13 protein-coding genes are annotated in these 12699 nt (G+C 60.6%); 6 read left to right on the top strand and 7 right to left on the bottom strand.

Going from position 1 to position 12699, the window contains the following annotated elements; translation table 11 throughout:
• Positions 1-12: 12 nt before the first annotated feature.
• Positions 13-1083, bottom strand: a complete 1071-nt coding sequence (locus M0H32_RS11240; RefSeq protein ID WP_248153926.1) for a DUF2336 domain-containing protein — start codon at positions 1081-1083, stop codon at positions 13-15.
• Positions 1084-1364: 281 nt separating this feature from the next.
• Between M0H32_RS11240 and M0H32_RS11235 the strand changes: the two genes are divergently transcribed.
• The 3 genes from M0H32_RS11235 to M0H32_RS11225 all read left to right on the top strand — a co-directional run bounded on the left by M0H32_RS11235 (position 1365) and on the right by M0H32_RS11225 (position 4223).
• Complete coding sequence (locus M0H32_RS11235; RefSeq protein ID WP_248153924.1) at positions 1365-1574, top strand: hypothetical protein; 210 nt, start codon at positions 1365-1367, stop codon at positions 1572-1574.
• A gap of 62 nt (positions 1575-1636) precedes the next feature.
• Complete coding sequence (locus M0H32_RS11230; RefSeq protein WP_248153923.1) at positions 1637-2500, top strand: hypothetical protein; 864 nt, start codon at positions 1637-1639, stop codon at positions 2498-2500.
• Positions 2501-2648: 148 nt separating this feature from the next.
• Positions 2649-4223 (top strand): tetratricopeptide repeat-containing sulfotransferase family protein, encoded by a 1575-nt coding sequence (locus M0H32_RS11225; protein ID WP_248153921.1) that lies wholly within the window; start codon positions 2649-2651, stop codon positions 4221-4223.
• Between the two features lie 35 nt (positions 4224-4258).
• Here M0H32_RS11225 and M0H32_RS11220 read toward each other — a convergent pair whose 3' ends face one another.
• The 4 genes from M0H32_RS11220 to M0H32_RS11205 form a co-directional block, all read right to left on the bottom strand.
• Positions 4259-4570, bottom strand: a complete 312-nt coding sequence (locus tag M0H32_RS11220; protein ID WP_248153919.1) for a hypothetical protein — start codon at positions 4568-4570, stop codon at positions 4259-4261.
• 84 nt (positions 4571-4654) lie between these two features.
• The gene (locus tag M0H32_RS11215) at positions 4655-5215 is read right to left on the bottom strand and encodes a DUF1254 domain-containing protein (RefSeq protein ID WP_248153917.1); all 561 of its coding nucleotides are present in this window, start codon (positions 5213-5215) and stop codon (positions 4655-4657) included.
• A complete protein-coding gene (locus M0H32_RS11210; RefSeq protein WP_248153916.1) occupies positions 5212-5892 on the bottom strand; it encodes a DUF1214 domain-containing protein in 681 nt (226 codons plus the stop codon). The genes M0H32_RS11215 and M0H32_RS11210 overlap by 4 nt, the downstream gene beginning before the upstream one ends.
• Entirely contained in the window at positions 5889-8096 is a 2208-nt protein-coding gene (locus M0H32_RS11205; RefSeq protein ID WP_248153914.1) for a transglycosylase domain-containing protein, read from the bottom strand. The genes M0H32_RS11210 and M0H32_RS11205 overlap by 4 nt, the downstream gene beginning before the upstream one ends.
• 219 nt (positions 8097-8315) lie before the next feature.
• Between M0H32_RS11205 and M0H32_RS11200 the strand changes: the two genes are divergently transcribed.
• On the top strand, positions 8316-8789 hold the full coding sequence (locus M0H32_RS11200) for a YcgN family cysteine cluster protein (protein WP_248153912.1): 474 nt from the start codon (positions 8316-8318) through the stop codon (positions 8787-8789).
• A 298-nt stretch (positions 8790-9087) separates the two neighbouring features.
• Complete coding sequence (locus M0H32_RS11195; protein ID WP_248153910.1) at positions 9088-9816, top strand: type III PLP-dependent enzyme domain-containing protein; 729 nt, start codon at positions 9088-9090, stop codon at positions 9814-9816.
• A gap of 15 nt (positions 9817-9831) precedes the next feature.
• Here the strand turns inward: M0H32_RS11195 and M0H32_RS11190 are convergent, their stop codons facing one another.
• On the bottom strand, positions 9832-10449 hold the full coding sequence (locus tag M0H32_RS11190; RefSeq protein WP_248153909.1) for a TetR/AcrR family transcriptional regulator: 618 nt from the start codon (positions 10447-10449) through the stop codon (positions 9832-9834).
• Between the two features lie 121 nt (positions 10450-10570).
• Here M0H32_RS11190 and M0H32_RS11185 point away from each other — a divergent pair, with 121 nt between their 5' ends.
• A complete protein-coding gene (locus M0H32_RS11185; RefSeq protein WP_248153907.1) occupies positions 10571-11152 on the top strand; it encodes an NAD(P)H-dependent oxidoreductase in 582 nt (193 codons plus the stop codon).
• 10 nt (positions 11153-11162) lie between these two features.
• On the opposite strand, the gene M0H32_RS11180 is transcribed toward M0H32_RS11185, so the two are convergent.
• The gene (locus M0H32_RS11180) at positions 11163-12650 is read right to left on the bottom strand and encodes an MltF family protein (RefSeq protein WP_248153905.1); all 1488 of its coding nucleotides are present in this window, start codon (positions 12648-12650) and stop codon (positions 11163-11165) included.
• Positions 12651-12699: the final 49 nt, after the last annotated feature.

Below are 12699 nucleotides of genomic sequence, written 5' to 3'. Positions count from 1 at the left end.
GCCGGGGCCGCCTTAAGTGCCGGTCGTCCTTTTGACCGCAACCTCTGGCGTGGCGGGGCGCTGGACGCTCTGGCCCTCGCGGCGTGCGCCGTCCTGGTATTGTGCGTCAAGCTTGGACGTTGCGGAAGAGGCCGTATGAGCGCCCTGGTCGTGCAGGATCCATTGACCGACCAGCACTTCGGCGGCTCCGGTGCTGAGGGTCCGGTAAAGGCGCAGCATGCCGCGCAGGCGCTCCAGCGACAGAGCGTCACCGGTCAGCCGGATCAGCACCGTGGTGAGTTGTGCCGCGGAAAGACCGAGTGTTTTCAGCGCGATGGTCAGCCCTTCGGCCTGATCGTGGCGCAGCAGCAGGTCGCAGGTCGGTTGCGGCAGGCCGAGGCCCTGTCCGAGCAGGTCGACAAACCGAGAGCGGTTCTGGTGAAGGGCTTCCTTGACCAGGGCGTCCTGGAGCTTGAGGCGGCTCGCGGTCGTGCGGCGGCCCGTTTGCGTTGCCGGCGCCTGCGCCTGTTTGACCAGGCTGGTCATTTCAGCGGCGGCGATGGCTTTTGGTTTCAGTTGATCTGGCAAGTGCAGGAATTGTCCCATGAGTCCATCCGGGTTTAGAGCGTCCTGACCGGCCAATTCTAAACCAAGAGTGGCAACGATGTCACTACGGCAACTCAACTTTGACTGCTGAGCTTGCGTGAGGATGATGTCATCACGCTCCAACAGGATCCGGATGACGGATGCGCCGGCAGTTTCGCACAGGACGGTGATCACCGAATCGCGCAAGGAGGGGCGGTTGGCGATTGCCTTCCTCAGACTGTCCGGTCCTGTCCGGGCGGTGCGCAACAGGAGATCCACAGAAAGCCTCGGACTGTAACGCAGCGCGGGATAGGCGGTCAGATCGTCGTCGTCGCTGGCCAGCTGCTCCAGAAGATCGTCCGGAATTTCCGGATGTCCGGCCAGAAGGGCAGAGATTCGGCGCCGGTCCCCAAGCGAGGTTGAGGGCAGCAGATTCTGCGCAAGCTCCAGAAAAATCCTTTTTTCTTCAACATCATGCCGCGCCCGGCCGGAGAAGAGCTCACTCGCGGCAAGAAGCACGCCGCGGTCCGAACCAACACTGCTGGTCTTTTTGCGGAAAGAGGAGGAAATCGGCACGGGAGGATCGAAACGTTGGCTGTGGCGCATGAGACCCGACTACGAAATACAAAAGACCGGACCACCGGTGGAACTGATTTCGTTCAAATTGCCGCAAAAGCGTTAGCATGCTGTTAACCCTGACGACTTCTTAATGGAGAAGCAGGAAGTAATGCGTCGCCCGTTTGACCGTTCCCCATCGGTAATACGCCGTTTAGGGGAGGCCGGAACCGAAGGAGGAGACGATGGGCACTTTGTTGGACTTTTCATCCGCACAACGGCCCACTGCACGTGTGGGTCATCGCTCCAATCAACGCCGCTCGACGAGCCGGGAAGCCTTTGGCGAAGTTATCCTCTTCCCAGGTGTCCGCTATGAGCGTCACGACCTTGATCTTGCCGCACGAATCGCGACCATCGGAAAGGCGGCCGGACCAGCTGGTTCCGACAAGGACTGACGGTCCAAGCCTCTCCAGCCGCGAACGCGAATTCGACGACGATCGGTCTGGAGACACGCCCGATGGGCAATGGCATGAGGGTTCAGTGCGCCGCTGCGTCCCGCGAGGAGCGCAGGCAGGGCATCGGGCGGGTTCTGGGACTTGCCGCCTCTGTGCTTGTCGCCGCGGGCCTTGCGGCCTGTGTGCGCCCGACCGGCGATTTCGACCGTGCCAAACCTTCGATCATTCATGACAGGGTGATGCCGACGGCCGGAGATGAAGCCGCCCGCCTGCGCGGCGATCCGGTTTCCAAATTCAACTACACCAATGACGAAAAGCTGATGCGCAACCGTGGCTGGACGCTGATCCGTCCGCCCTGGACCAAGGACTGGATCGGCGGAACCATGGTGGAACTCTCACGCACGCGCGTTCTGCCCGAAACGGAAGGCCGGGTGCCGCCGGACCTTTATCTGATCTATCTACGCTCGGACAAGTTTCAGTCCTCTGAGGCCCGATACGACAAGATCGCGGCCGACGCCTCCGGCGACGCCGAACTGGTGATGCCGTTCTGCGAGGTGGCGCTGCGGGTCAAGAAGGCCGACGACGAACGCTTGCGTGTCCTTGCCAACAAGCCGGTATCGACCGAAGAGACATATGAAGGCGCCAAGGCGCGGGTCTGGGAAAACCGGGTGATGATCAAATGGGTCAGTCAGGCGCTGCGCTACCGCATTACCGCCTACAAGAGGGCGCTAGAGGGGCTAGAGATCGAAACGCCGACGCGCGATCGGGTCTGGAAGGTCAACAATTCCATTCGCGAACTTGAGGGCCAGGTTCGGATTGCGGAAGCCTCCTGTGACAACAGCACGCGTTATGGCGCCGACGAACCCGTCCGCAGATCGCGGATTTACAAGGGCTGGGGACTGGAACGGGCTCCGGTGCAGAAATAGCCACCGTGGCAAGTTTGCCCCCACTGGTGATTGATTGCGGCCGCTTTCCTAAGCTATCTATGCTGAAACTTGAACCTCAGTGGCCGCTGGCCGTTGCGGTTGATAGGCCCTTGGACGCGCTGCCGCGCCACCCGAAATAGGACATTCCATGAATTCGACTGTCGAGCGCCTGGTTCAGGAAGCGCTTACTCATCAGCATGCTGGCCGGCTCGGCATCGCCTTGCCCATCTATGAGGAAGTCCTGCGGCACGATCCGCAAAATCCGCAAGCGCATTTCTCGCTGGGCATCGCGGCCTACCAGCAAGGCGAAATCGGCCCGGCGATATCCCATTTCAAAACCGCGGCCAAAAAAGCCAAAAAGCACCCGCAGGTGCATCAACTTCTTGGTCTTGCGCTGATGAATGCCGGCGACCTGACCGGCGCGCGGGATGCCTTGAAAAAGGCGGTTGCGCTGCAGCCGAAGGAGTCCCAGTTCCACGCCCAGCTTGGCGACGTCTACCGTCTGGAACGGCGTGCGGTGCTGGCCCGGCAAAGTTTCCAGAAGGCCCTGCAGCTCGACCCGGCGAACGGCTATGCGCTGCTCGGCATGGGCCAGCTGGAAATTTCCGTCGGCAACATCCAGGAAGCGGAAGGCTGGTTTGAAAAGGCGGTTGCGGCCGGCAAGGAACTGCCCGCGGTGCTGCATGCGCTGACCATGGGGCGCAAATATTCCGAAAAACCGGCGGTTCTGAGCCAGATCGAACAGCTGATCGCCGATGGCGAACCACGCCCGCCGCTGGACCAGTCGAAACTGCACTGGGCCGCCGGCAAGATCTATTTCGATCTCGGCGATATCGAAGAGGCCGACCGGCACTATGACAGCGCCCGCCGGGTCGGCTATCCGCCCTTCGACGAGAAACTTCAGGAAGAGCGCATGGCGTTCATGAAGCAGGTGTTCGACGAAGCGTTTTTCGCCGAGCGGCAGGAGATGGCGACGGACAGCGAACGGCCGGTCTTCATTTTCGGCATGCCGCGGTCCGGTACGACCCTGGTGGAGCAGATCGTCAGCCGCCACTCCAAGGCGGCAAGCGGTGGCGAAATTCCGTATTTCCGGCATTTGCAGGAAGATCTCGGCCTGAAGGGCGCGCCGAGCGCCGCGCTGGAGCGGCGCCTCAAGGCGCTGGAGCCGAAGGATGCCAAGAAGATCGCGAGACAGTACTTGGCCGAACTGGATGCCTTCGACAAGCGGGCCGCCCGGGTCACCGACAAGATGCCGCATAATTTCGAGATGCTGTGGCTGATGAGCCTGATCTTCCCGAAGGCGGCCTTCATTCACTGCGTGCGCGAGCCTGCCGACACCTGCGTTTCCCTGCTCAGCCATGCGCTGTCGCCGGCGCATAATTACTGCATCACCCAGGAGACTCTCGGCCGCTATTTCCAGGGCTATGCGGATCTGATGGCCCATTGGGCCAAGGTGCTGCCCGTCGAGATCTACGACCTTTCCTACGAGGATCTGGTGCGCGACCAGGAGGCCAAGAGCCGTGTCCTGCTCGGCAAGACGGGTCTTGCCTGGGAAGACGCCTGCCTGGAGTTCCACAAGGGCGACAGCCCGGTGACGACTTTCTCCAACCTGCAGGTGCGCCAGCCGATGTTCAACTCCTCCATCGGCCGCTGGAAGAAACACAAGGCCCAGCTCGGACCGCTGTTCCAGGCGCTCGGTCCGCTGGCGCCGTCGGACAGCTGATGTCGCTGCTGGCGCTAGATGTGAGCTTTTAACCGTCAGACGTAATCGCGGCCGGAGGCCCTGCCGGAATGGTAGAGGATGGCCGCGAAGCAGGCATAAAAGATGCCGAAGGACAGCATCTCGATGATCAGCACCACTTCATAGACGATGGTGAAGAAGCTTCGCGGAAACGCGAAGGACAGGGCGATCCACAGGAACAAGAGCAGCGTGAAGGTCTGGCAGATCCTGCCCAGGAGCGTTCGTTTGGCATAAAGGACGGTATCGAACCGGCCGACGGCAAAGCCGATGACAAATGGCAGGAAATGCAGCACCGCGCCGGCGGCGTAAAGTCGATAGTCTGTTTCCATGCGCCGGGGTCAGGTCTCGCCTTGCTGTTCAGGTCACATCATCGGGTTTGTGCGATCCAGGGCAATTGAATGCACCGCGCATCGTCAAATGCCACCGCAACGTGCCGCCATCAGCGCCTGGTCGACGGTGCCGGATCGCATCGGGTGCGGTACATAGGCCCGGAGCAGGGCGAAGCCGCTGATCGGTGTTTCGGTTTCGATGACGATCAGGTCTTCCAGATTTTCCGGCGGATTTTCGCGCAGGATCGAAAGCTGCTCGGTTGTCAGAACCAGCATGGACAGGCGTTCGGCCCCGGCGGTGCGGTTGTTGAGACTGTAGACGGCTTCGCCGGCCGCGTTGAACAGGCCAATCGACCAGAACGGCACCGGAATGCTGGCATCGAACAGAACAGGGCCGTCGGCGAGCTGAAAACGGCAGGCGGCGTGTTTCATCGCCGGATCGAGATCCGGCAGCGCTTCCTTGCCGGGCTGGACATCCGGCAGAAGATTGAACTGGCGGTCCGGACCATGCGTGGCGACATTGTCATAGGCGCTGTGCTGAACGTTTCTCGGGATGCTGAGCACCACAAGAATGTGGATGATCGCTGCCAGGCACAGCGTTGCCAGAAGACCGACCGTCAGGGAAAAACGCGGCGAGAGGGTCATGGGCAGCCCTGCCTCTCGATTGCGGGCATGCTGACGCCATCGAGCGCCGCGCCGGTGGTGACCGGCGCGTCGTAGAGCCTGAGGACAAGGCGCAACCCGTCGCTGGCCTTGGCATTGGCCGCCAGCGGCAGCCAATTGCCCGAATGGGGGCGGCGTGCCGCCATGATCTCGAAGCTGCCATCCGGCGCGCGCAGCAAACTGTCGCTGGCAAGGTTTACGCGGCCGGGCAGGGTCTCGACCAGCTTTCCGTGGCCATCAACGGCGGTCAGCGTCCACAGGCGCGCAGACGGGGTCTGACCGGCAATCCGGTAGACACAAGTCGGATCGAGCAGGTGACCGGCGCTGTCCTTGCGGGCGACCAGGGCAAGGCCTTCGCCGGAAGCCAGCGGCACGACCGCGCCGCGGGTGTAGATGGCCACCGAATAGGGGTCGGCATCGGCGGTGCCCGCCTTGGGGTAGGCGTGCCAGGGACCGATCGTCACCGCATTGAGCGGTTCTTCACGCTCGATGATCACGTAGGCGGAACTGATGCCGAGAATGGCCGCCAGCAAAACCACCAGGGTTACGGTGGCCAGAGTGCGAAGAGGATGGCCGCGATGGGGGCGGATCGGCCGTGGCAGGCGGGCATCGTACCAGTCTGCCTCACCATGCTCGGGCCGGAGAAACGTCTCGTTCATTGCACCGCCGTGACATCGGAGGAGGGGGCAATCGGGGCTGCGCTGGCGCTTTTCTGGGCGCGCAGGCGGGCGAGATCCTCACCGATGCGCAGGAGAAGGTCCTGGGTGCGCCGCTTAAGCACGCGGGGTTGCGCGGTTTCGACCTGCTTGTCTTCCTGCCTGGAAGGCGATGACTTGGCAAGGCGGGGCAGGCTGTCGGCCTCGACGCCGGGCATGCGGGCGAGCTCGATGCCGTTATGGGCAAAGGCATTGTATTTCTGCCAGGTCATGGCCGGCAGGCTGCCGCCGGTGACACGGCGGGTCGAGGTGAAATCGTCATTGCCGACCCAGACGGCAGTGGTGAAATTGCCCGTATAGCCGACAAACCAGGCGTCGCGGTAGGCGTTGGTCGTGCCGGTCTTTCCGGCCGCCACCACGCCGTCGATACGTGCCCGGCGTGCGGTTCCGGCTTCAACCACATTGACCAGGATATCGTTCATCCAGTGGACCTTGTCCTCCGGCAGGACACGGATCGGGGCCGGCTCGTCCTGGTCGTGGCGGTAAAGCACCTTGCCGTTGCTGTTGGTGACTTCCAGGATGCCGTAGGCCGCTGCCTTGAAGCCGCCATTGGCGAAGGTGGAATAGGACGAGGCCATATCGATGACGGAGACTTCCGACGAGCCGATGGGCAGGGAGATCGAGTTTTCCAGTTCGTGGGTCAGGCCCATGGCATAGGCCGTCTCGATGATCTTGTCGCGGCCGAAATCGAGCGAGAGGCGCACGGGAATGGTGTTGATCGACTTGGTCAGTGCCAGCTTCAGGGTAACCGGTCCGCGGTAGCTTCGGTTGTAGTTTTTCGGCGACCAGTTGCCGATCCAGACCGGCCGGTCGGGCACGATGCTGGACGGTTCATAGCCGTTCATGAAAGCGGTCATATAGACAAACGGCTTGAAGGAGGAGCCGGGCTGGCGCAGGGCATTGACGGCCCTGTTGAACTGGCTCTCGCCATAGGAGCGGCCGCCGACCATGGCCACGACGGCGCCGTCGGGGATCATGGACACCAGGGCGGCCTCGCCGACATCGCGCAGCTTGCCGTTCTCGCGCAGGATGGTTTCCACGGCCAGATCAGCTTGCCGCTGCAGGGCCGGGTCGAGTGTGGTGCGAACGGTGACGATGCGGTCTCGCGCCAGCGCCGGATTGCGCCGGGCCAGTTTCTTGACTTCGTCCAGGGCCCAGTCGAGGAAGTATTCCGGCAACTGTTCCTGGGAGCGGTCGACGGCCAGCGCCGGGTTGCGGCGGGCCCCGATCACCTGCCCCTCGGTCAGGAGTCCCGCCTGGACCATGTTGGTAAGCACTTCGTTGGCACGGGCACGCGCGGCCGGCAGGTTGATATGCGGCGCATATTTGCCCGGCGCCTTGAAGAGACCCGCCAGCATGGCGCTTTCGGCAAGGGTCAGCTCGCGCACATTCTTGTTGAAATAGAATTCAGAGGCGGCCGTCACGCCGAAGACGCCGCCGCCCATATAGGCGCGGTCGAGGTAGAGTTTCAGGATTTCCTGCTTGGAGAGATTGGCCTCCAGCCACAGGGCCAGATAGGCTTCCTTGATCTTGCGGCTGAGACTGCGCTCATTGGTCAGAAACAGGTTCTTGGCAAGCTGCTGGGTGAGGGTCGAACCGCCTTGGACCACACCGCCGGCCCGGGCATTTTCCACCATCGCACGGAAAGTTCCGACGAAGTCGATGCCGAAATGGCTGAAAAATCGCCGGTCTTCCGTTGCCAGCGCCGCCTTGACCAGCGAATCCGGGATTTCCTCCAGCGGCACGCTGTCATTGAGAACGATGCCCCGGCGGCCGATTTCCTTGCCAAAACGATCTAGAAAGGTCACGGCAAAGTCGTCGGTGGTTTTCCAGTCGGCGTAGCGGGTGGCCTCAAAGGCGGGCTGGGCGAAGGCCAGCACGACGATGAAACCGGCAAGGCCGTAGGTCAGGCCGTCGGAAGACAGTTCGGCCAGGAACCGCCAGATGCCCTTGGCCCGGAACCGGCGCAAAAACGCGTCATAACCTTCGAAGACGCGCCGGATCGCCGCGCCGCTTCGCCACAGCGCCGTGTCAATAAACGCGTCGACCGCCAGGAAGAACCGGCGGATCCGATGGCGCTTGACCGGCGGTTCGACGACCGGCGGTGCGGGCGCTTCCGTGTCATCTGGTTTCGGGGTGTCCGTCACGCGAACAGTTTCTCCGGATCGAATGGGGCATCACCAAATTAACCGGTTTTCCGGTCGAGGAAAACCAGTCGATCGCTTTCAGCCGTGAATTTCAGTTTACCGATTCTCCTTAGAAAATACCTGCTTATCAAACAATCTTGCTCGGCCTAATCTTGCAGGAGGCAAGGTCAGCGTGCTAGGCGCCTTGAACCGAAGGCACCGCAGAGGCACCCACAGTCCATGAGCGCGACGACCGAAAAAGGCGAACTTCCGTTCTGGAAGACCAAGACGCTCGAGGAAATGAGCAATGCTGAATGGGAATCCCTTTGCGACGGGTGCGCTCGCTGCTGCCTGAACAAGCTGGAAGACTGGGATACGGGCGCCATCGTCTGGACCGATGTGGCTTGCACGCTGCTGGACGGCGACAGCTGCCGCTGCCGGGACTATGCCAATCGCGCGGCCACCGTGCCCGACTGCATTCAGCTGACCCCCGCCGAAGTCAGGACCTTAACCTGGTTGCCGCCCACCTGCGGCTACCGGCTGGTGTCGGAAGGCCAGGATCTCTACTGGTGGCACCCTCTGGTTTCGGGGGAGGCGGATACGGTCCACCAGGCCGGCATATCCGTTCGCGGCCGGACCGTGCCGGAAGACGGAATGGCGCTGGAGGAGTATGAGAACCACGTGGTGAGCTGGCCTGGCGAAACGCCATCCTGACCGGATTTCCGGTCTTCAACCCTTTGAAATACACCCTGTGACCCGGTTTGAGTGTCCCTCAGAGTTTAACAAAAGACTGAAGGCAATCGGCCGATTTGCCGGTCATGGGGCTTATACTTTGGTAAGTCTGCCGGTCGGCAGTGATCGCCAAACTTTAATATTTGCGCTATTTTGAATTCAATTGATTTGTCTTGGCATCATTCGCGAGAGGTGAGAAATGCTCAGGGTTGCATTTGCGATTATTTGCACTACTGCATTATCTTTCTGGCAGTTTCCCGCGAAAGCCGAACCGATTACCTTGCGCGTACCGGATGTCAGCACGACAGATTATGTGGTCGAGCTGCTGACCGAGTCGCTCGGGAAAGTCGGCCAGGAGGTCGAGTTTGTCCGGATCGACCCCAATTTCAACATGGCACGCCAGATGAAACTGTTCGAAACTGGGCAGGGGCTGGATCTGATCTGGCGCGGCGAGAATCCGGAGCTCAAGGAAAGATATCTTGAGGTGGATGTCGACATCACCAATGGCCTGAAAGGGTACCGGGTGATGCTGATCCATCCCAAGGATCGCGATCTTTATCAGGATGTCAAAACCCTTGAGGACTTTCAGGCGGTGGGAACAGTGGCCGCGCTCGGCGCCGGCTGGAACGACATCGATGTGTGGCATCGCAACGGTCTCGAGCTCCAGGAATTCAAGGGGGTCTGGAATCCGGAAATCTACGATCTGATCGCGCTCGGAGGGCGGGGTGTCGATTATTTCCCGAGAGGAATTACGGAGATCTCAGGTGAAGCCGCCCTGCATCCGGAGCTTTTGATCGAACCCCATGTCGGCCTGGTCTATGCCAATGATTTCCGTTTCTACGTGACCAAGTCCAATGTCAAATTGCACAAATTGCTGAGCGAAGCGCTGAACCTTTCGGAGAAGGATGGCACGCTGTTGAAGATCCTCAAGGAAGCCAATCCGGATGTCTACGATCCGAAGAAAATCGATATTGACGGGCGCACAATCATCCAGTTGGCAATGCCCTGAAAACATATGCCGTCTTCAATCCGTGAGCAGAAACGCTTCGACATGCCTGCGCAGGCGCACTTCCAGAATTGACCTGTCCGTGAGCTGATGGCTCTTCAGCAGGATCGCTCCGTGGATCATGAAAGCGATCAGCCCGTCGACCATCTCGGCCGGGGTTCTGTCCTTTCTCAGCGGCGGTTGAAGCGTCGGTGATGTCTGCCAGACCGTCAGAAATCCCGCCAGATCCGCATCCAGCCTGTCCAGTGTCTCGACAAATGCCTCGGCGCAGTTCGGCTTGGTGACGCCGATATTGTCAAGGAACAGCCGCAGGATCGTTGGACTGTCCGTGATCACCGCGATCAACGCCATCATGCGCGTGAGGATGAGGCCGACAGGATCGTCCAACCGATCCGGCTCGACTGGTTCGACCGCCGCCGTTGCGTGCAGCGCGTTCAGCCGGTCCAGAAGCACATGGGAGAGCAGACCGTCCATGTCGCCGAAATGCGCAAAGACGGTCCCTTTCGCCACGCCGGCTTCCCTGGCAACCGCGTCGGCGGTGACCAGCTCCAGTCCATGTCTCTGGCTCAGCTCGCGGGCAGCGTCCAGCACGCGGGCGCGCGTGGCGATGCTGCGCTGCTGTGGTTTGCGTGTCATGAAACCCCGTTAAATAAAATGACCGCGGTCAAAAAATATCTTGACCCATCTGTATAACGCTGTCAAAAACTGACCGCGGTCAATTTTAATTGGCTGATCGAACACGTACACAGGAACAGACATGACACGCATACTTGTATTGGATGGACATCCGGCCGAAGGCGCCTTTTGCGGTGCCCTGGCACGGGAATATGCCGAAAGGGCTCGGGAGCAGGGACACGAGGTAAGGCTTCGCCATTTGGCGGAATTGGCCTTCGATCCGGATTTCGGCGTTTCGAGTTTCAAGGACGCCAAGCCGCTGGAGCCGGATCTGCAGGCGATCTGGGACGATCTCACCTGGTGCCAACATTTTGTCGTGGCCCATCCGCTGTGGTGGGGCGGGCTGCCGGCCAAGCTGAAGGGCCTGTTTGACCGGATCCTGCTTCCCGGAACGGCTTTTCAATATGTTCGTGGAAAACCGTTACCGGAAAAACTGCTCAAGGGGCGCACCTCGCAAGTGCTGGTCACCTCAGACACGCCCGGCTGGTATTTCCGCTGGATCTATGGCGCCGGCGTCCGGAAACAGACCGAGAAGCAGATCCTCGATTTCTGCGGTCTGAAGCCAAAGGGCTATCACATGTTTTCGCCCATTCGCGGCTCGGATGACGCAAGCCGCGCAAAGATGATTGGCCGCGCGGCCGACCTCGGCCGCAGCGTGGCGTGAACCGCCGCCTTTACTTCCGTGCCGCTGATCCGTCAGCGGCACCGGCTTCCTCGCGATGCTGTTCGTTGGAGAAGACAACGTAATACTGATAGATGTTGCCGACATAATCGACCGGCTGACGGCCGATTTCCGAGGCCACGATCCATTCCACGTTGCCGAACCACTCGTCCGGGTCATAGCCGTGTTTCTTGGCCTTTTCGCGCATCCGCTCAAAGCGGCTGGGGCCTGCATTATAGGCGGCCAAAGCGAAGAACGTCTGGTTGGCTTCCTTCGACTTCAGTTCAGGAAAATAGTGATCGGCGAGAAAGCGCAAATATTTCACGCCGGCGTGGACGTTCTTGTCGGCATCGCCGTCGATCCCCTTGATGTTGATCGGATCTCCGGCAGCCGTTGCCGGCTTGATCTGCATGAGCCCGACCGCGCCGGCATGGCTGCGCGCCTTGGGATCGAACCGCGATTCCTGAAAGCTCTGGGCGGCGATCAGCAGCCAGTCGATTTTGTACTCCGAACCGTATTTCTGAAAAACCTTGCGCAAGCTGGCGAGAGCACTCTGATAGTCCTTGCTGCGCATGTCTCTTAGATAGGTGGCTTCCTGCAGGTAGCGCCTGAACAGGATGTTCCCGAGCAGCGTTCCCTTCTTCACCGTGGCCGCGAAGCCGTTCACTTCTTTGAGGAGATCCGGGGCATCCTTGCGGACGGCAATCGCGATTTCACCGTCCGTGCGCACCGCCGCCCGCTCATGGATCTTCAGACCGTCCAGGACCTGCAGCCAGAGATCGGCCTTGTGTTTGTCGACGATCACCATCGGAAGGGCTCCGGCCGCAACCATTTCCAGGAGGTCCGCGTCGTCCAGGTGCTCGTCCATCTTGACGATATCGACAGGGGTCTTGCCCTTGGTCTTCAAGTTCCGGTTCAGTTTCTGAAGGCTCTCAAAGTAAGACGCTGAAGGCCGGACATGGAGCGTTTGGCCGGCCAGAGCCTCCGGAGACGGCAAATCGTCAACCGTGTTGAGGGTGACGGGGACCTCGGCCACGCCGGTTAGCAACGGGGTGGAAAAGGCCACCAGCTTTTCCCGGTCGCGGGTGATGGTCAGATTGCCGATAGCCAGGTCGCCGCGTCCCTCGGCAAGGTCTGAAAACAAGCGTTGCCTCGGTGTCGGGATCAGCACGAGCTTCGCCTCGCGGATCTTTTTGCCGTGGCGCTTGGCCAGATACTTGTCGAATTCGGTCATCAAGTCGACAGCGCTGCCACGCTGGACGCCCTTGTCAATGAAATAGCCGGATTTTGAGAACGGGATCAGAACCCGGACAAAACCGCGCTTGATCAGGGCTTCGAAATCGCCGTGAAAAGGTTCGTGCAGCTTGTCTTCCAGCACCTTTTCAAGGCCCGTGCCCATGGCGCTGGCGGTGGATAGGGGCACGCCAATACCGGCCAGAACCACAAGCGGCAAGGCAAAACGAAGAATTAGAATGAATTTCCCGGCTCTCTGCGGCAGCATCTTGACCTCGCGGACTGACCTTGCCGTCGCAGTAAAGGCACGATTGAGA

The organism is Roseibium sediminicola (genome assembly GCF_023156505.1).
In the GTDB taxonomy this organism is placed as follows: domain Bacteria; phylum Pseudomonadota; class Alphaproteobacteria; order Rhizobiales; family Stappiaceae; genus Roseibium; species Roseibium sediminicola.
Note: the sequence above shows the minus strand (reverse complement) of the source record. Positions and strands in the feature narration are given on the sequence as shown.